General features: G+C 67.0%; 16 protein-coding genes and 2 pseudogenes. 6 read left to right on the plus strand and 12 right to left on the minus strand.

Annotation, left to right across the window (positions count from 1 at the left end; all coding sequences use genetic code 11):
* On the plus strand, positions 1-153 hold a 153-nt coding region (locus AC1DO7_RS33310; protein WP_477117067.1), incomplete at its 5' end, for an NAD(P)(+) transhydrogenase (Re/Si-specific) subunit beta.
* 267 nt (positions 154-420) lie between these two features.
* Positions 421-1461, plus strand: coding sequence for a response regulator (locus tag AC1DO7_RS33315; protein WP_441617666.1), 1041 nt, complete (start codon positions 421-423; stop codon positions 1459-1461).
* A 97-nt stretch (positions 1462-1558) separates the two neighbouring features.
* Here AC1DO7_RS33315 and AC1DO7_RS33320 read toward each other — a convergent pair whose 3' ends face one another.
* The 9 genes and pseudogenes from AC1DO7_RS33320 to AC1DO7_RS33360 all read right to left on the minus strand — a co-directional run bounded on the left by AC1DO7_RS33320 (position 1559) and on the right by AC1DO7_RS33360 (position 11386).
* A complete protein-coding gene (locus AC1DO7_RS33320) occupies positions 1559-2848 on the minus strand; it encodes a THUMP domain-containing class I SAM-dependent RNA methyltransferase (protein ID WP_441617668.1) in 1290 nt (429 codons plus the stop codon).
* A gap of 81 nt (positions 2849-2929) precedes the next feature.
* Complete coding sequence (locus AC1DO7_RS33325) at positions 2930-3535, minus strand: 2-hydroxychromene-2-carboxylate isomerase (protein ID WP_441617913.1); 606 nt, start codon at positions 3533-3535, stop codon at positions 2930-2932.
* A 164-nt stretch (positions 3536-3699) separates the two neighbouring features.
* Positions 3700-4122 carry a CopD family protein gene (locus AC1DO7_RS33330; RefSeq protein WP_441617670.1) on the minus strand — a complete coding sequence of 141 codons (423 nt, stop codon included), beginning with the start codon at positions 4120-4122 and terminating at the stop codon, positions 3700-3702.
* A gap of 137 nt (positions 4123-4259) precedes the next feature.
* A pseudogene (locus tag AC1DO7_RS33335) lies at positions 4260-5256 on the minus strand (glutamate-5-semialdehyde dehydrogenase).
* A gap of 100 nt (positions 5257-5356) precedes the next feature.
* Positions 5357-6397 (minus strand): DNA polymerase III subunit delta, encoded by a 1041-nt coding sequence (holA, locus tag AC1DO7_RS33340; protein ID WP_441617674.1) that lies wholly within the window; start codon positions 6395-6397, stop codon positions 5357-5359.
* A 12-nt stretch (positions 6398-6409) separates the two neighbouring features.
* Entirely contained in the window at positions 6410-6889 is a 480-nt protein-coding gene (locus AC1DO7_RS33345) for an LPS-assembly lipoprotein LptE (protein WP_441617676.1), read from the minus strand.
* Positions 6890-7045: 156 nt separating this feature from the next.
* A complete protein-coding gene (gene leuS, locus AC1DO7_RS33350; protein ID WP_477117065.1) occupies positions 7046-9670 on the minus strand; it encodes a leucine--tRNA ligase in 2625 nt (874 codons plus the stop codon).
* Positions 9671-9810: 140 nt separating this feature from the next.
* Positions 9811-10608, minus strand: coding sequence for a 4-hydroxy-tetrahydrodipicolinate reductase (dapB, locus tag AC1DO7_RS33355; protein WP_441617680.1), 798 nt, complete (start codon positions 10606-10608; stop codon positions 9811-9813).
* A gap of 112 nt (positions 10609-10720) precedes the next feature.
* Positions 10721-11386 carry an outer membrane protein assembly factor BamE gene (locus tag AC1DO7_RS33360; RefSeq protein WP_441617682.1) on the minus strand — a complete coding sequence of 222 codons (666 nt, stop codon included), beginning with the start codon at positions 11384-11386 and terminating at the stop codon, positions 10721-10723.
* Positions 11387-11585: 199 nt separating this feature from the next.
* Here AC1DO7_RS33360 and fur point away from each other — a divergent pair, with 199 nt between their 5' ends.
* A complete protein-coding gene (gene fur / locus AC1DO7_RS33365) occupies positions 11586-12017 on the plus strand; it encodes a ferric iron uptake transcriptional regulator (protein WP_441617684.1) in 432 nt (143 codons plus the stop codon).
* 106 nt (positions 12018-12123) lie between these two features.
* On the opposite strand, the gene AC1DO7_RS33370 is transcribed toward fur, so the two are convergent.
* The 3 genes from AC1DO7_RS33370 to tkt all read right to left on the minus strand — a co-directional run bounded on the left by AC1DO7_RS33370 (position 12124) and on the right by tkt (position 16494).
* Positions 12124-13116: a LysR family transcriptional regulator gene (locus AC1DO7_RS33370; RefSeq protein ID WP_441617686.1), complete on the minus strand. Its 993-nt coding sequence runs from the start codon at positions 13114-13116 to the stop codon at positions 12124-12126.
* A 248-nt stretch (positions 13117-13364) separates the two neighbouring features.
* The gene (gap, locus tag AC1DO7_RS33375; RefSeq protein ID WP_441617688.1) at positions 13365-14363 is read right to left on the minus strand and encodes a type I glyceraldehyde-3-phosphate dehydrogenase; all 999 of its coding nucleotides are present in this window, start codon (positions 14361-14363) and stop codon (positions 13365-13367) included.
* Positions 14364-14457: 94 nt separating this feature from the next.
* On the minus strand, positions 14458-16494 hold the full coding sequence (tkt, locus tag AC1DO7_RS33380) for a transketolase (RefSeq protein WP_477117066.1): 2037 nt from the start codon (positions 16492-16494) through the stop codon (positions 14458-14460).
* A 329-nt stretch (positions 16495-16823) separates the two neighbouring features.
* Between tkt and AC1DO7_RS33385 the strand changes: the two genes are divergently transcribed.
* From AC1DO7_RS33385 to AC1DO7_RS33395, 3 genes and pseudogenes are all read left to right on the plus strand, one after another.
* Positions 16824-17282: a VOC family protein gene (locus AC1DO7_RS33385; protein WP_441617692.1), complete on the plus strand. Its 459-nt coding sequence runs from the start codon at positions 16824-16826 to the stop codon at positions 17280-17282.
* Complete coding sequence (locus AC1DO7_RS33390) at positions 17282-18037, plus strand: 16S rRNA (uracil(1498)-N(3))-methyltransferase (RefSeq protein ID WP_441617694.1); 756 nt, start codon at positions 17282-17284, stop codon at positions 18035-18037. Before AC1DO7_RS33385 ends, AC1DO7_RS33390 begins: the two co-directional genes overlap by 1 nt.
* Positions 18038-18088: 51 nt before the next feature.
* A pseudogene (locus AC1DO7_RS33395) lies at positions 18089-18296 on the plus strand (YidB family protein); the annotation flags it as partial.

The raw sequence follows: 18296 nt of genomic DNA on the forward strand, positions 1-18296 counted from the left end.
GCCTACAAGGCCAAGACCATCATCGTGAACAAGCGCTCGATGGCGGCCGGCTATGCCGGTCTCGACAACGAGTTGTTCTACATGGACAAGACCATGATGGTGTTCGGCGACGCCAAGAAGGTGGTCGAGGACATGGGCAAGGCCGTCGACTGAGCACGCCAGGGCGCCGGGCGCGGGCCACGCCCGTGCCCGGCGCCGCTGCCCGCACGCCACACGCGCCACGCCCCGGCGTCACCCCCCTCCTTCAACCCCGCCGCACTGCGGTTGCGCGGGGGCGCGAGCGCGCTATACTGGTTCCGGTCTTCGGCCACGGAGTGTTCGCGGGCCGATCCGCCACCGGCCCGGCCGCACAGGTCCGTCCCCTGCCGCGCCGAACCCACCCGCCCGAAGTGTCCGAGAGACGCTCAAGCCGAACGCAACATGACATTCAACCCCCAGGACAGGAATCTGTCGGTCTTCCACCACCCGATCCTGACGGTGCTCGTCGACGACAGCAAGTCGTTTATCGACAGCCTGGCGTTCCAGATGGATCCGTCGCGGCCGGTGGTGACCTTCACCGACCCGCGCGAGGCGCTGCAGTGGATCCGCGACACCTACGCGCGCTTCACCGGTTTCCTGCCGGTGCGGGTGACGCACGATGACCTGACTTTCCTGACCGAGCGGCGTACCGTGCAGCTCGATATCGACCGCATCTACCGGCAGATCCACGACATCAACCGCTACGTGCAGCCGGGCGTGATCGTGGTCGATTATTCGATGCCGCAGATGAACGGCCTGGAGTTCTGCCAGGCGCTGCAGGACCTGCCGTGCAAGACCATCCTGCTGACCGGCACCGCGGACGAGAGCATTGCCGTGCAAGGCTTCAATCACGGCCTGATCGACCGCTACGTCAAGAAGCACGACAGCAATATGGTGGAGCGGCTGGACCAGGAGATCGATGCGTTGCAGCAGCAGTATTTCGCCACGCTGTCGCGCACGCTGCGCGACCTGCTGACGCGGCATTCGTTTTCCTTCCTGTCCGATCCGGTGATCTGCGACCGGGTGCGCCAGATCACAGCGCGCTATGGCTTCGTGGAGTACTACCTTTACCCCAACCCGGCCGGCATCCTGATGCTGACGGCGCAGGGGCATGCCACGCTGATGGTGATCGAGACGCGGGCCGGGCTGATGAACCAGGTGGAGTCGGCCGAGGCCTACGACGCGCCCGCGGCACTGATCGAAGGCCTGCGCGAGGGCCGCATCGTGCCCTTCTTCTGGCCCGGTAACGGCATGTACACGCCGGCCTGCATCGACTGGGAGCAGTACTGCCTGCCGGCCGAGCATTGCGCCGGCCGCGAGGATTATTTCTACGCGCTGTTCGACCTGCCGCGCCACCTGCTGCAGGAACCCATCGTCAGCTTCCAGGACTTCCTGAAGGACTTCGCCCGGGAACCCGAGCGCATCACCGGCCGCGGACACTGATCCGGCGCCAGGCCGCCGCAGGCAGCGGCACACGGCATCACGGGCGGCAGGGGATCCCCCCTGCCCTCATCCCTGCTACCACCCTCTGCGCGGGGCGTCAGGCCGAAGCCGCGCCGCTGTCGCCGTTGCCGTTGTTGCTGCGATTGCCGCCACGCACCATGTCGAAACGGAACAGCCGGCATTCGATATTGCCGTTGTAGAGGGGCGTGCGGCGCGACTCCTTGAGCCGCAGCCGACGCGGCAGGCCGAGGTCGCCGGTGAAGATCCAGGCCTGCCAGCCGGCGAAATTCTGCTTCAGCGTGGTGGCAAAGGCGCTGGCAAACTGGTTGGCGGCCTCGTCCTCGACCCCATTGTCGGGCGCCTCCTCCAGCGGGCGGCGGCGCTCGCCGCGCACGGCGATCCGCTCCCCGTAGGGCGGGTTCATCAGCAACATGCCCGGCGTCGCGAACGGCGGCTGCGCAAAGCGCGCGTCCACCTGCTTGAGCTGCGGCTCGCCGGGCAGGCCGGCGCGTTGCCAGTTGGCTTCGGTCATCGACAGCAGGTCGGTGGAAATATCGCTGCCGGCAATCTCCAGCGGCTCTGCCACGGCGCGCGCGCGCGCGGCCTCGATGTCCGCCTGTGCGGCCGCCTTCAGGGCCTGCCAGCCGCGCGTATCGGCGCCCTTGAGCCATTCGAAGGCGAAGCTGCGCCCGGCGCCCGGCGCGATGCCCAGGGCGACCTGGGTCGCCTCCACCAGGAAGGTGCCGCTGCCGCACATCGGATCGTAGAAGGGTTGTTCGGTCTGGCCCGGCACCCAGCCGGCCAGGCGCAGGATGCCGGCGGCAAGGTTTTCCTTCAGTGGCGCCTCGCCCTTCTCCATGCGCCAGCCGCGCTTGAACAGCGGCTCGCCGGAGGTGTCGAGATAGAGCGTGACGTCGTGCTCGGTCAGGTGGGCATAAATGCGCACATCGGGACTGACGGTATCCACGCTGGGCCGCGCGCCGAGACGCTCGCGCATGGCGTCGCACACCCCGTCCTTCACGCGCAGCCCGATGAAGTTCAGGCTCTGCAGCGGCGAGCGGTGTGCCGTCACGTCCACCCGCAATGTCTCGTCTGGCGAGAACCATTGTTCCCAGCGCTGGCCGCGCGCCAGGTCGTAGATATCGTCCTCGCGGCGGTAGCCGCGTGCGGCCACGCGCATGAGCACGCGGCTGGCAATGCGCGAATGCAGGTTTACTGCGTAGGCCGCCACCATCTCGCCCGAGAACGTGACGCCGCCCGGCATCTCGCGATGGACCTGGAACGGCGCGAGCGCGGCCATGCCGGGCCGGGCTGCGATTTCGCGCAGCTCTTCGGCGAGCGCGCTTTCCAGACCGCGCGGGCAAGGGGCAAAGAAGGCTTGGGACATGGATTGGGTATTCCTGCAAACAAAAACGTCCGCCGTGGCGGACGGGGTCGGATAGCGCGCAGTGTACCGCGCCGCGGGGCTTCAGCCAGCCGCGAAGGCGCGCTCGAGGAAGTCCAGGCGATCCTGGCCCCAGTACGACTGGCCTTCGTAGACGAACCATGGCGCGCCGAAGGCACCGGCGGAGATCGCATCCTGGGTGTGCTGGGCGTAGTCCGCCTGCACGGCCTGGGCCTCGCTGGCCTTGAGCATCGCGGCGCCATCCAGGCCGATGCCGTCGGCAAGCTGGACCAGCGTGGGGGCGTCGGCGATATTACGCTGCTCGGCCCACAGGGCGCGGCCGATCGCGCCGACCAGCTCCATGGCGCGCGCGGTGCCGTGCGCCAGCTGCACGGCGATGATCAGTTTGCTGGCGGCGTCGCCGGACACCGGGAAATAGGTCGGGTGCAGGTTCAGCGGCAGGCCCAGGAATTCGCTCCAGCGGGCCAGTTCCACCAGCCGGTAGGCCTGGCGCTGGGGCGGGCGCTGCGCCAGCGGCAGTCCGCCCGAGACCGAAAACACCTTGCCCAGGTCGCTGGGCTTGAGATTGACCTGCACGCCGTACTTGGCCGCGAGCGCGGTGAAGCGTGCGTGCCCAAGGTAGACGAACGGCGATTGCGGGGAAAGATAGTAGTCGACCTGCTTGCTCATCATGTCCTCTGGACGGGGGCGGCGCGCGTCAACAGCGCCTTGGACTGTGGGGAAAACGGCAATGCGAACAGCGATCCGGAAACCGAACCGGGAACAATACGGGAAAACGCCGCGCCGTGCTTGCGGCCGCCGCGCGGCTTCCCCTGCGTTTCACGCCGGTCGGCTCAGAACGGCTTGACCACCACCAGGATCACCACCGCCAGCAGCACCAGCACCGGCAATTCGTTGAACCAGCGGTAGAAGGTATGCGAACGCGTGTTGCGCCCGCCCTCGAACTTCTTCAGCARCACGCCGCAGCCGTGGTGATAGCCGATCAGCACCAGCACCAGCGCCAGCTTGGCGTGCATCCAGCCCTGCCCCGGGCCGCGCCCGATGCCGTAGCCGAGATAGAGCCACAGGCCGAACACCAGCGCCGGCACCGCCAGCATGGTCATGAAGCGATAGAGCTTGCGCGCCATCAGCAACAGCCGCTGCACGCCGGCGGCGTCGGTCTCCATGGCGAGGTTGACGAAGATGCGCGGCAGGTAGAACAGGCCGGCAAACCAGGAGACGACGAAGACGATATGCAGCGCTTTGACCCAGAGCATCTGGCTTCTTGTGTGGGGTTGATGGTGCGGCCAGGACGATGACCGTGATGCGTGACGACTGCAAGGCACGTCCGGGCCGGAAAAGGCGCCGGACAGGCGCCGGCAGGCGGCGGGACAGCCCGCCAGCCAGGCCGAACTCAGGTGCGGATCTCGCCGTGCCCGAACACCACGTATTTCAGCGAAGTGAGGCCTTCCAGCCCGACCGGGCCGCGCGCGTGCAGCTTGTCGTTGGAGATGCCGATCTCGGCACCGAGGCCGTACTCGAAGCCGTCCGCGAAGCGCGTCGAGGCATTGATCATCACGCTGGCCGAGTCGACTTCGCGCAGGAAGCGCATGCCGGTGCTGTAGTTCTCGGTGATGATGGAATCGGTATGCGCCGAGCCGTAGGTGTTGATGTGCGCGATGGCCTCGTCCAGCCCGGCCACGGTGCGGATCGCCAGCACCGGCGCCAGGTATTCCAGGCGCCAGTCTTCCTCGGTGGCGTCGACCAGGCCGGTGAAGCCGGCGGCTTCCAGCGTAGCGCGGGTGGCGGCGCACACGCGCAGCTCGACGCCCTTTTCCTGGTAGATGCGGCACAGCGGCGGCAGCGCGGCGGCGGCCACGCCGGCGGCGACCAGCAACGTCTCCATGGTGTTGCAGGGGGCGTAGCGCTGGGTCTTGGCGTTGTCACAGACGCGCACGGCCTTGTCCAGGTCGGCGTCGGCGTCGATGTAGACGTGGCAGATGCCGTCGAGGTGCTTGATCATCGGTACGCGCGCTTCTTCCATCAGGCGCGCGATCAGGCTCTTGCCGCCACGCGGCACGATCACGTCGACGTATTCGGTCATGGTGATGAGCCGGCCGACCGCGGCGCGGTCGGTGGTCTCGATCACCTGCACGGCCTGCTGCGGCGATGGCCTTGTCCGACAGCGTCAGGCGGTCGATGAAGGCGGCGTCCTGGCCGTTGGCGCGGGCACGCTCGACATCGCCGGCATTGACTGCCTTCAGGTGCGCGGCATCGCGGCGGATGGCGGCGGCGATGATCAGCAGCGCGCGGTTCTTGTCGGCGGTGGAGGCGCGCGCCATGGCGCGCGAAGCGGCGCGAGCCTGCTGGCCGACGCGTTCCATGTATTGCTTGAGATCGAGCTCGTTCATAGTCCTGGCCGGGCGATACCGGCCCTCAATGCGTGTTTTTTGCAGGCGATGGGCTGGCAGGAACGCGTGCGCGGTGCGCAGGGCGTACCTGGCGCGCAACCTACCTGGCGATAAGCAAAGCCAGCTGCAGCAGGCCGTCCCAGGGTTCGGCCGGCATGCCCTCGGCGCGCAGGCCCTTGACCTGGCGGTCCAGCCGGGCGGCCATGGCGAGCGCGCTTTCGAGCTGCGCCGTTGAAAGCCGCTGTGCTGCCTGTGGCACCAGCTTCTCGCGCGGGCCCCAGATACGCAGTTCGCGGGTCAGCACGCCGATCGGCTTGCCTGCCGCCAACCCTTGCCGGACCTTGGATAATACGCGAATTTCCTCGGTCAGCGCCCACAGCACCAGCACCGTGGCCTGGCCTTCTCCGCGCAGCCCTTCGAGCATGCGCACCAGGCGCGGCACGTCGCCGCCGAGCATCGCTTCAGATAGCTTGAACACGTCGTAGCGCGCCACATTGAGCACCGCATCGTGCACTTGCTCGAACGTCAGCGCGCCGGCCGGATAGAGCAGGCCCAGCTTCTGGATTTCCTGGTGGGCCGCCAGCAGGTTGCCCTCCACCTTGTCGGCGACGAACTGCAGCGCGCGCCGGCCCGGCTCGCCCGGCTCCACGCGCTGCTGCTGCAGTGCCAGCCGCTCGCCGACCCACGCCGGCAGGCGGGTGCGGTCGACCGCATCGATCTTGAGCGAGACGCCGGCGCCTTCGAGTGCCTGGAACCAGGCCGACTTTGCCGTGGCGAAATCCAGCCGCGGCAATGTGACCAGCATCACGACATCCGGCGAGGGCTGGGCCGCCACCGCGCGCAGCGCTTCGCCGCCGTCCTTGCCGGGCTTGCCGGAAGGAATGCGCAGCTCGACGATCTTGCGGTCACCGAACAGCGACATCGATTGCTGCGCCTGGACCACCTGGCCCCAGTTGAAGCCGCGCTCGGCGGACAGCACCTCGCGCTCGGTGAAGCCAGACTCGCGTGCCGCCTGGCGCAGCCGGTCGACCGCCTCCAGCACCAGCAGGTGTTCGTCGCCGTGCACCACGTAGAGCGGCGCCAGGCCACGTCCCTTGGCCTGGCGCAGATGGGCGTCGAGTCCGTCGAGTTTGAGCTGCATGCCGGGCGTGGCTCAGATCGCCTTGACCGCGGCCAGCCGGCGGATCAGCTGCTGCACGATATCGCGCTGCATGTCGCGGTAGAGCTGTTGCTCTTCGTAGTCCTTGGCCAGCGTGTTGGCTTCGTTGTAGGTCAGGTCGCGCGTGAGCACCAGTTGCGACGGGGCGATCAGTTCCTGGCCGCCGGCATCGCGCAGGCGGAAGGTAAAGCGTTGCGTCAGGCGGTATTCGCGCACCACGCCGGTGGTGGTGAGCGACAGCACCGTCTTGGTACGGGTGTCCTGCAGCACGTCCAGCAGCGCGTCGGCTTCCTTGGGATCGGCCACGACCTGCGTATCCGAGCCATTGCGGATGGCGCGGCGCAGGTCCGAGCCCATCAGCGTATTGGGCGGGATGCTCAGGTACAGCTTCTTGAACACGAAATCCGCGTTGCCCCGCATGTGAAAGCCGCAGCCGGCCACCAGGCCGGCCGCCAGCAGTGCCGCCAGGGCCATGCGGCGGCCCCGCACGGGCTCACCCGGCGTCTTTCGATCCGTCTGCCGGTCGGCCTGTCGGTCGGTCGGTCGATCGGCTTGTCGATCGGATTGTCGATCCATACCGGGCAACTCCCTCGTTGGCTTGGTCACGGGCATGAGCTTGGCGGCAGCGTCTTACAACACCACGTTGACGAGACGCCCCGGCACCACCACGATCTTCTTCGGCGCGGCGCCGGCGGCGAACTTGGCCACGATCTCGCTGGCGGCGGCCATGGCCTCGATGGCGGCACGGTCGGCACTGGCCGGCACCGTCAGGCTGCCGCGTACCTTGCCGTTGACCTGCAGCACGAGTTCGAGCTCGCTCTGCACCAGGGCGGACTCGTCCACCTGCGGCCACGGAGCGTCGAGCAGGTCGCCGTACTGCGTGGCGTAGCCCAGTTCCTGCCACAGGCCGTGGGTAATGTGCGGCACCACTGGATACAGCACGCGCAGCAGGATGCCGAAGCCTTCGCGGCGCGCGGCCGGGGTGGCGGCCTTGGCGTCTTCCAGCGCATTGAGCATCTTCATGGTGGCGGACACCACCGTGTTGTACTGGATGCGCTGGTAGTCGTAGTTGGCCTGCTTGAGCACGCTGTGCAGCTCGCGGCGCAGCGTGCTGTCGCCATCGCCATACTGCGCGCCATTGCCGRCCGCCGCGATTGCCTCGGCATTGGCATGGCCGTAGTTCCACACGCGGCGCAGGAAGCGCGACGCGCCTTCCACGCCGGAGCCGCTCCACTCGAGCTGCTGCTCGGGCGGCGCGGCGAACATGACGAACAGGCGCGCGGTGTCGGCGCCATACTGGTCGATCAGCGCCTGCGGGTCGATGCCGTTGTTCTTGGACTTCGACATCTTCTCCACGCCGCCGATCACCACCGGCTGGCCGTCTGCGTTGAGCACGGCGCCCAGCGGACGGCCACGCTCGTCGGTGCTGACGTCCACCTCGGCCGGGTTGTACCAGGTCTTCTTGCCGGCCGCGTCCTCGCGGTAGTAGGTGTCGTTGAGCACCATGCCCTGGGTGAGCAGGTTGGTGAACGGCTCGCCGAACTTGACCAGGCCCATGTCACGCATGACCTTGGTCCAGAAGCGGGCGTACAGCAGGTGCAGGATGGCGTGTTCGATGCCGCCGATGTACTGGTCCATCGGCATCCAGTAATCGTTGCGGCCATCGACCATGGCAGCCGCGTCCGGGCTGGTATAGCGCATGTAGTACCAGCACGAATCGATGAAGGTATCCATGGTGTCGGTCTCGCGGCGCGCCGGCTTGCCGCACGACGGGCAGGTGCACGCGAGGAAGCGCGGATCCTTGGCCAGCGGGTTGCCGGTGCCGTCCGGCACCAGGTCCTCGGGCAGCACCACCGGCAGGTCCTGCTCGGGCACCGGCACCACGCCGCAGTCCTCGCAGTGGATCAGCGGGATCGGCGTGCCCCAGTAGCGCTGGCGCGAGATGCCCCAGTCGCGCAGGCGCCAGGTGGTCTTCTTCTCGCCGATGCCTTTCTCTCCGAGGTCGGCGGCGATGGCCTCCACCGCGGCCTGGTAAGCCAGGCCGTCGTACTTGCCGCTGTGGACGCAGACGCCGTGCTCCTTGTCGCCGTACCACTCCTGCCAGGCTTCGGTGGAGAAGGGCTGGCCCTTCACATCGACGACCTGCCTGATCGGCAGGCCGTACTTGTTGGCGAAGGCGAAGTCGCGCTCGTCGTGCGCGGGCACGCCCATCACGGCGCCGTCGCCGTAGCTCATCAGCACGTAGTTGCCGACCCACACCTCGACCTGCTCGCCGGTGAGCGGATGCACCACCTTCAGGCCGGTGGGCATGCCCTTCTTTTCCATGGTGGCCATGTCGGCTTCCATCACCGAGCCGTGCTTGCACTCGTCGATGAAGGCAGCCAGCGCCGGGTTGGTGGCAGCCGCGTGCGTGGCCAGCGGATGCTCGGCGGCAACCGCGCAGAAGGTCACGCCCATGATGGTGTCGGCGCGCGTGGTGAACACGTACAGCTTGCCGTCGCCGATCAGCTTGCCGTCATCGCCGGCAATCGCGTGCGGGAAGGCGAAGCGCACGCCGACGCTCTTGCCGATCCAGTTCTGCTGCATGATCTTGACGCGCTCGGGCCAGCCCAGGCCATCGAGGTCGCCCAGCAGCTCTTCGGCGTACTGGGTGATGCGCAGGTAGTACATCGGGATCTCGCGCTTCTCCACCAGCGCGCCCGAGCGCCAGCCGCGCCCGTCGATGACCTGCTCGTTGGCCAGCACGGTCTGGTCGACCGGGTCCCAGTTGACGGTGCCGGTCTTGCGGTAGGCGATGCCCTTTTCCAGCATCTTGAGGAACAGCCACTGGTTCCAGCGGTAGTAGTCCGGGCTGCAGGTGGCGACCTCGCGCGACCAGTCGATGGCCAGGCCCATCGACTGCATCTGGCGCTTCATGTACGCGATGTTGTCGTAGGTCCAGGCCGCCGGCGCCACGCCGTTGTTGAGCGCGGCGTTTTCGGCGGGCATGCCGAACGCGTCCCAGCCCATCGGCATCAGCACGTTGTGTCCCGTCATGCGCAGCTGGCGCGCCATCACGTCGTTGATGGTGTAGTTGCGCACGTGCCCCATATGCAGCTTGCCCGACGGGTACGGCAGCATCGAGCAGGCATAGAACTTGGGCTTCTCGCTGCCGTCGGCCAGCTTCGCCTGCTCCGTCACGCGGTAGGCATCGATCGCTTGCCAGTGTTGCTGGGCGGCTTGTTCAACGGCGGAGGGAAGGTATTTGTCTTGCATGTTCAGGACAGCGGGCGAAGCGCGTTGGCGGGCCAAAGCGTGGAAAAGAAAAGCGGCGGGCTGCCTTGCGGCGCCCGCCTGCGCTGGAATGCCGAAAACGCCGATTAYAACCGTCGGGGCAGACGGCGCGGCGGGCCCCGTTACTTCAGGCCCAGCACGTCCTGCATGTCGAACAGGCCGGCGGGCTTGTCGGCCAGGAAGCGCGCCGCGCGCACCGCGCCGTCGGCGTAGGACTGGCGGCTCGACGACTTGTGGGTGATCTCGATGCGCTCGCCGATGCCGGCGAACATCACGGTGTGGTCGCCCACGATATCACCGCCGCGCACGGTGGCGAAGCCGATGGAGTTGGGGTCGCGCGGCCCGGTATGGCCTTCGCGCGCAAACACGCCGCAGGTCTTCAGGTCGCGGCCCAGCGCCTTGGCCACCACTTCGCCCATCGCGAGGGCGGTGCCGGACGGCGCGTCGACCTTGTGCCGGTGATGCGCCTCGATGACTTCGATGTCGTAGCCGGAGGACAGCAGCTTGGCGGCCATTTCCAGCAGCTTGAACGTGGCATTGACACCAACGCTCATATTGGCGGCGAAGACCACGCCGATGCGCTTGGCGGCCTCCGCCAGCGCGGCGCGGCCGGCTTCGTCGAAGCCAGTGGTGCCGATCACCATCTTGACGCCGAGCCGCGCGGCCACCGCGACGTGCGCCAGCGTGCCCTCGGGGCGGGTGAAATCGATCAGGCAATCGGCGCCGGCCAGTGCCGCTTCGATGTCGGAAGTGATCGTCACTCCGGTGTTGCGGCCCAGCACCAGCCCGGCGTCCTGGCCCAGGGCCGGCGCGCCCGGCACATCCAGCGCGCCCGACAGGGTCACGCCTTCGGTGGCGAGGACGTGTTCGATCAGCATGCGGCCCATGCGGCCGGAGGCACCTGCGATGGCGATATTCATGGCGTGTCAGCAATCATAAAAAAGCCGGCGGTGAGGCCGGCCGGTATTCGGGGGTCGGCAAGCCCGCCTGGCCGCCTGCACTGGCGGCCGGGCGGACTGCCTTGCGGGCTGCTCAGTTGGCGGAGTTCGGGCCGGCTACCGGCGCCGATGCCGATTCTTCGGTCAACTTGCTGCCGGCGGCGGTCGCGCTGCCAGCGGGGGCCGCGGCAGCGCCTGCCGGCGCGGTGTCGGCAGGCACGGACGGGCTGGCTGCGCCCGGCGCAACGGCGGCCGTCGAATCCACCGGCGCCGCGGCAGGCGCCGAAGCCGGCGCAACCACATCCATGTCCTTGCGCAGCGGGCGCTGGTTGGCCTGCATGGCCTTGTAGCCGTCGATTTCCGCGATCAGCTCGTATTCGGACGGGAGTTCGTCCCCGCCGAACTTGGCCAGCTTGTCGCCGTCGAAGAACACCGTGTAGCGGCGCTGCTGCACCACCGGGGTGTTGCCGCGGCGGAACGAGAAGACGTAATCCCAGCGATTGCCGTGGAAGACGTCCGCCAGCAGCGGCGTGCCGAGCAGGAACTTGACCTGGTCGCGCGTCATCCCTTCACGCAGCTGGGACACGGCCTCGCGCGAGACGAAGTTGCCTTGCACGATATTGATACGGTACGGCGTGATCGCGTTGGCGACTTTGCGTGACGTATTGTCGTAAGTGGAGCATGCTGCAGTCAGCAGAGCAGCAGCCAGCACAGAGGTAACCAGCGTCGGACGCATGGCGGACGAACGAAATGAACGCATGTATCTCGCTTCTAGAAGGGAGAGGAAAGTGCCGATTCCGGCCCTCGCGGYGTTTGCCACGAGACGGCTGGGGCGATGCATCATCGCGGGAGCAGCCTAGGGCAGCCGGCGGCGCCCCAGGCAACCCCCGAGGCGACTTTTACCGCCAAAACCCTTATGATTCAATAATCCAGACATTGTACTCTAGGGAGTCACGCCCATGCCGAGTCCGGCGGACCTCAAAAATATCGGTCTCAAAGCGACCGTTCCACGCCTGAAGATCCTCGAGATCTTTCAGACCAGCGAGCAGCGCCACCTGAGCGCGGAAGATGTTTACCGCATCCTGCTCAGCGAACAGATGGATATCGGCCTTGCAACCGTCTATCGCGTTCTCACCCAGTTCGAGCAGGCAGGCCTGCTCTCACGCAACAACTTCGAGTCCGGCAAGGCCATCTTCGAACTGAACGAAGGCAAGCATCACGACCACCTGGTCTGCATCGACTGCGGCCGCGTGGAGGAATTCTACGATTCCGAGATCGAGCGCCGCCAGCAGAGCATCGCCAGCGAGCGCGGCTTCGCGCTGCAGGAACACGCGCTGTCCCTGTACGGCAACTGCACCAAGCACGACTGCCAGTTCCGCCCCAAGCGCTGACACTGGCCTTCCGGCGGTAACTGCATCCGCCGCGGACGAACATAAAAAAAACCGGCGCACCGCGCCGGTTTTTCTTTGCCTCGGGCAATCGCCCCCGGGGCTGTGCTCAGGTCTCGCGCTCGTCCTGCTCGGCCACGATATGCAGGCCGCCACGCGCGGCGGCCGGCACGCCGACGAATTCGCCGACGACCTGGCGGAACAGGCCGCGCGCCCACACCAGCATCGGATGGGTGTTGCGGCTGCGGTGCCAGAACATGTTCAGGCCCAGCGTGGTATTGAGCTCGGCGGGTAACGGGAAGGCCTTGAGGCCGTAGGTCTCGCAGGCCATGTCCTTGGTCAGCGCATTGACCGTAAAGATCATGTCGGTCTGCGCCGCCAACTCGGACTGCGCGCGCCACGAATGCACCGTCAGCGTGGCGTTGCGCTTGAGCCCGCGCTGCTGCAAGGCGTAGTCCAGCGGGATCAGCGACGGCGCGGGACGGCCGCTGCCACCCGAATGCGCCATGAAGATGTGGCCGCAGTCGAGGTATTGCTCCAGCGTGCAGGTGCCCTTGAGTACGGGATGGTTCTTGCGCGCGCAAACCCAGAGGTTCAGCGAGGTCACCATCTCTTCCACGATCTCGGGATGCCGGGTCGGGAACGGCGAGAACGCCAGGTCCAGTTCGTTGCCGCGCATGGCGGCCACGTCGGATTCCCACGAGTGGGACTCGACCAGCTTGATATGCAGTTCCGGCGCCAGTTGCTTGATGCGCAGGATGAAGCGGTTGAACACCGTATCGCCCAGTTCGGCGGCGAAGCCGATATTGAGCGTGCCAGTGGCAACGGCGGGATCGAAATTGTCGGCGTCGCCCTCGTTGATCGAGGACCACAGGTCGAGCATGTCGCGGATCTTGGGGCCCAGCTCCAGGGCCCGCGGCGTCGGCGTCAGGCCGTGCGGCACGCGGATGAAAAGGGGATCGTCGAAGATCTCGCGCAGGCGACCCAGCGAATGCGATACCGCGGGCGCGGTCATGTGCATTTTTTCCGCGACATAGGTCGCGTTTCGCTTGCTCAGCAACTCGGTGAAAATCACGAGAAGCTTGGTATCCACATTCACCATGATCTCGCCCAGGTTAGATTGGAAGTTGCAAATGAATTATGGGTCACTTGCATAGGCTGCACATTGGTATTTCCAGCACTTTATCAGTGTAAGAGCAAAGCCGGGAGCGGAACAGCGTTTCCACTGGCATCGCCGGCCACGCCCCAGCGCACGATCGCCGGAATTGCCGGCAGGAAGCGAGCATGATGATCCGCAAACCCCGGACCACGGCGGCGCCTACTTCCTGCCGGCGCAGGCAGCCTTACAGCTTACTTGGCCACCACGCGGGCCATTTCCAGCACCTTGTTGGAATAGCCCCACTCGTTGTCGTACCAGCTCACGACCTTGACGAAGGTCGCGTCCAGCGCGATGCCGGCTTCGGCATCGAAGATCGAGGTGCGTGCATCGCCGCGGAAGTCCGTGGCGACCACCTTGTCTTCGGTGTAGCCCAGCACGCCCTTGAGCGCGCCCTGGCTCTGTGCCTTCATTTCGGCGCAGATCTCGGCGTAGGTTGCGCCCTTTTCCAGCTCGACGGTCAGGTCGACCACCGACACGTCGGAGGTCGGCACGCGGAACGACATGCCGGTCAGCTTCTTGTTCAGCTCGGGGATCACCACGCCCACGGCCTTGGCGGCGCCGGTGCTCGACGGGATGATGTTTTCCAGGATGCCGCGGCCACCGCGCCAGTCCTTGTTGGACGGGCCATCGACGGTCTTCTGCGTGGCGGTGGTGGCGTGCACGGTGGTCATCAGGCCGCGCTTGATGCCCCACTTGTCGTTCAGCACCTTGGCCACGGGCGCCAGGCAGTTGGTGGTGCAGCTGGCGTTGGAGATGATCGCCTCGCCCTTGTACGTCTCGTGGTTCACGCCGTACACGAACATGGGGGTGTCGTCCTTGGACGGCGCCGACATGATGACCTTCTTGGCACCAGCGTCGATGTGCTTCTGCGCGCCTTCCTTGGTCAGGAAGATGCCGGTGGACTCGATCACCACGTCGGCGCCGATCTCGCCCCACTTCAGCTCGGACGGATCCTTGACCGCGGTCAGGCGGATCTTCTTGCCGTTGACGACCAGGGTATTGCCGTCGACCGACACTTCGCCGTCGAAGCGGCCATGCACCGAGTCGTACTTCAGCATGTACGCCAGGTAGTCAGGCTCGAGCAGGTCGTTGATGCCGACCACTTCGATTTCCTTGAAGTTGGCGGCGGCGGCGCGGAACACCATGCGCCCGATGCGGCCGAAGCCGTTGATGCCGATCTTGATGGTCATGTCTATCTCCTGAGTAGGCTAACGATCGATGGATGCAAGAAAGCGTTTGCCGGACCGGGCGGCCGCGGCCGCCACATCGGTCCGGAGCTGCGTATTACTGGCCGAGCGTGTCGCGCACCGTGCGCACGACGTTCTCGACCGTGAAGCCGAAGTGCTTGAACAATACGCCAGCGGGAGCCGATTCGCCGAAGGTGTCGATGCCGACCACGGCCTGGACCTGGTACTTCCACCAGAAATCGGTGATCCCAGCCTCGACTGCCACGCGCGGCACGCCCGCCGGCAGCACCGAGGTCTTGTAGGCGGCGTCCTGCTTGTCGAACACCGTCGTCGCCGGCACCGAGACCACGCGCACGTGCACGCCGTCGATGGCCAGTTGCTCGGCCGCGCCCACGGCCAGGCCGACTTCCGAGCCGGTGGCGATGACCACGGCGTCCGGCAGGCCGGTCCTGGGATTGTTGCCTTCGCGCAGCACATAGCCGCCGCGCGCGATATTGGCGCGGGTGGCGTCGCTGCGCTTCTGGAACGGCAGGTTCTGGCGGCTGAAGATCAGGCAGCTCGGGCCGTTCTCGCGGCGCACGGCCTGGGCCCACGCCACCGCGGTTTCCGTGGTGTCGGCGGTACGCCAGACATCCATGTTGGGGATCAGGCGCAGGCTGGCGACATGCTCGATCGACTGGTGGGTCGGGCCGTCTTCACCCAGGCCGATGGAGTCATGGGTGAACACGAACAGCGTGCGGATCCTCATCAGCGCCGCCATGCGCAGCGCGTTGCGGCTGTAGTCGGAGAAGGTCAGGAAGGTGCCGCCGTAGGGAATGTAGCCACCATGCAGCGTGATGCCGTTCATGATGGCGCTCATGCCGAACTCGCGCACGCCGTAGTTGATGTGATTGCCCCAGGCTTCGGCGCGCACGGCCTTGCTGCCCGACCAGTTGGTCAGGTTGGAGCCGGTCAGGTCGGCCGAGCCGCCCAGGAACTCGGGCAGCACCGGGCCGAAGGCCTCGATGGTGTTCTGGCTGGCCTTGCGGGTGGCGATGGTCTCGGCCTTCTCTTCGCACTTGGCCAGGAAGGCGTCCACGGCAGCGTCGAAGGCGCCGGGCAGCTCGCCGCGCATGCGGCGCTGGAATTCGCCGGCTTCGTACGGGAAACGCTCGGCATAAGCCTCGAACAGCGCGTTCCAGGCCTTCTCGAGCGAGCCACCGCGGGCCTTGGCGTCCCACGCCGCATAGACTTCGGCAGGCACTTCGAACGGGGAATGGGTCCAGCCCAGGGCCTCGCGCGTGGCCAGGATTTCAGCGCCACCAAGCGGCGCGCCATGCACATCGTGACCGCCTTCCTTGTTGGGCGCGCCCTTGCCGATCAGGGTGCGGCAGCAGATCAGGGTCGGGCGGTCGCTGGACTTGGCCTGCGCGATGGCGGCGTCGACGGCGGCGGCGTCATGGCCGTCCACCGCGCGGATCACGTTCCAGCCGTAGGCTTCGAAGCGCTTCGGCGTGTCGTCGGCGAACCAGTGCTCGACGTCGCCGTCGATCGAGATGCCGTTGTCGTCCCACAGGGCGATCAGCTTGTTCAGCTTGAGCGTGCCGGCCAGCGAGCAGGCCTCGTGGCTGATGCCTTCCATCAGGCAGCCATCGCCCATGAACACATAGGTGTGATGGTTCACGATGTCGAAGCCTGGGCGGTTGAATTCCTCGCCCAGCAGGCGTTCGGCCAGCGCCATGCCGACCGCGTTGGTCAGGCCCTGGCCCAGCGGGCCGGTGGTGGTCTCGACACCCGGCGTGATGCCGTATTCCGGATGGCCCGCGGTCTTGCTGTGCAGCTGGCGGAAGTTCTTCAGCTCGGCCAGCGGCAGGTCGTAGCCGGTCAGGTGCAGCAGCGCGTAGAGCAGCATCGAGCCGTGGCCGTTGGACAGCACGAAGCGGTCGCGGTCGGCCCACTTGGGATTGACCGGGTTATGCTTCAGATGACGGCCCCACAACGCCACCGCGATATCCGCCATGCCCATGGGCATGCCGGGATGGCCTGAATTGGCCTGCTGGACGGCGTCCATGGCCAGGACGCGGATGGCGTTGGCCATGAGTTGGACGGRCTGCGAAGCGTGCGGACTGGCGGCGGGATGAGCGAGGTGGGACATGCGGCGGGAACCTGGCGGCGGGAAAAGCGCAATTTTACCAGAAGGAACGCGGCAGTCTGGCCCCCCGGCGGGGCCGCCCGGGGGCCGCCTGCAGTGGACCGGATGGCTCTCGCCCGGCATCGGCACGACGCCGGGCCCGATCCGGCTGCGGCGCGCTGCGCTGCCACCACGTGGCGCCCCACCCGGCGCTGTTCGCCCTGCCCCTGCACCTGCAGGCCCTCTTCGACAGCGCTGGCGCACCCGCGTAAGATGCTCATTCGCACCGCCGGTCTTGCCGCCCAGGCAGGCCCCGCGCGGCTTCCCGCAACCGGAGATGACAGGAGACGATCATGACAAGACCGGCCAACACCCCCTGGCTCACTCCCTACCTGACGGTGGGTAACGGGCGCAGCGCGCTCGACTTCTATCACCGCGCCTTCGGTTTCAGTGCGGGGAACGTAGTCGACGAAAACGGTGTGCCCACCCATGCCGAGATGCACTATCGCGGCGAACTGGTCGTGATGTTCGCGCCCGAGGGCGCCTGGGGCAGTACCGCGCGCACGCCGCGCTCGCTCGGCGTCGAATGCCCGCAGACCTTCTACGTCTATTGCGACGATGTCGATGCCATGCACACGCGTGCCATCGCCGCCGGCGCGGTCAGCCTGATGGCGCCCGCCGACCAGTTCTGGGGCGACCGCTATTGCATGGTCGAGGATCCCGACGGCTACCGCTGGGGCTTCGGCAAGCCGCTGGACAATCCGGCGGCGGCGCAGACGCTAGCCACGACCGGCCAGGACGGAACTGTCTGATGCCGCCTCGTTTCTTCGTCGATGGCGCGCTGGCCGCGCAGACCGAGCTGTCGCTGCCGGAAGCCGTGGTCCGCCATGTGCAGGTGCTGCGGCTCAACCCCGGTGACGACGTCACCCTGTTCGATGGCCGTGGCGGCAGCCACGCCGCCACGCTGGTCGATATCGGCAAGCGCCACGCGCTGGCGCGTATCGGCGACCACGATCCCGCCGAAACCGAACTGCCGTTCCACGTCACGCTGGCACARGGSCTGGCMGGCGGCGACAAGATGGACTGGCTSATCGAGAAAGCSGTCGARCTYGGCATCGGCACGATCCAGCCGCTGCAGGCGGCGCGCTCGGTGGTGCGGCTGTCGGCCGAGCGGGCACAGAAACGCCAGGCGCACTGGCAGGCGCTGGTGGAAGCGGCCTGCGAGCAATGCGGGCGCAACCGGCTCCCCGTCGTGGCGCCGGTGGCCAGCCTGGAAGGCTGGCTGGCGCAACAGGGCAAGCCGGCGGCGGGCGCCGGCGCGCGCCTGCTGGTCTCGCCGCGCGCCACGCAATCGCTGGTATCGTTTGCAACAGAGCAGCGCCAGCGCCTGCTGGACGGCGGCGTGACGCTGCTGATCGGGCCCGAGGGCGGGCTGGCGCCGGACGAAGAAGCGGCGGCGCTGCGCGCGGGGTTCACCGGCGTGTCACTCGGACCGCGCATCTTGCGTACCGAGACCGCGGGGCTGGCTTGCCTGGCCGCGCTCAACGCGGTACTGGGCGGATTTTGACGGCAAGGGACCATCCGGGTCCGTTGCCGCATTTCACCGAAGGAGTCGACCATGGGACTACTCGATAGCGTGCTGGGCGGGGTGCTCGGGCAGCGCGGCAGCGGCGAAGCAGGCGCGGGCGGCCTGAACCCGAAGATGATGATGGCGCTGGGCCTGATCGCCATGCTGGCAATGCGCCATAAAGGCGGCGACGCGGGAGCGGCCGTGCCGCAGGATCCGTCCGCGGCAGGCGGCGGTGGGCTCGGTGGACTTGGTGGAC

This window comes from Cupriavidus sp. 05N40, from assembly GCF_056397305.1.

Excerpts from the sequence above, each read along its gene's own strand:
- AC1DO7_RS33315 (WP_441617666.1), top strand. The coding sequence starts at position 421 with ATGACATTCAACCCCCAGGACAGGAATCTGTCGGTCTTCCACCACCCG.
- AC1DO7_RS33320 (WP_441617668.1), bottom strand. The coding sequence starts at position 2,848 with ATGTCCCAAGCCTTCTTTGCCCCTTGCCCGCGCGGTCTGGAAAGCGCG.
- AC1DO7_RS33325 (WP_441617913.1), bottom strand. The coding sequence starts at position 3,535 with ATGAGCAAGCAGGTCGACTACTATCTTTCCCCGCAATCGCCGTTCGTC.
- holA (WP_441617674.1), bottom strand. The coding sequence starts at position 6,397 with ATGCAGCTCAAACTCGACGGACTCGACGCCCATCTGCGCCAGGCCAAG.
- AC1DO7_RS33345 (WP_441617676.1), bottom strand. The coding sequence starts at position 6,889 with ATGGCCCTGGCGGCACTGCTGGCGGCCGGCCTGGTGGCCGGCTGCGGC.
- dapB (WP_441617680.1), bottom strand. The coding sequence starts at position 10,608 with ATGAATATCGCCATCGCAGGTGCCTCCGGCCGCATGGGCCGCATGCTG.
- AC1DO7_RS33360 (WP_441617682.1), bottom strand. The coding sequence starts at position 11,386 with ATGCGTTCATTTCGTTCGTCCGCCATGCGTCCGACGCTGGTTACCTCT.
- fur (WP_441617684.1), top strand. The coding sequence starts at position 11,586 with ATGCCGAGTCCGGCGGACCTCAAAAATATCGGTCTCAAAGCGACCGTT.
- AC1DO7_RS33370 (WP_441617686.1), bottom strand. The coding sequence starts at position 13,116 with ATGGTGAATGTGGATACCAAGCTTCTCGTGATTTTCACCGAGTTGCTG.
- gap (WP_441617688.1), bottom strand. The coding sequence starts at position 14,363 with ATGACCATCAAGATCGGCATCAACGGCTTCGGCCGCATCGGGCGCATG.
- AC1DO7_RS33385 (WP_441617692.1), top strand. The coding sequence starts at position 16,824 with ATGACAAGACCGGCCAACACCCCCTGGCTCACTCCCTACCTGACGGTG.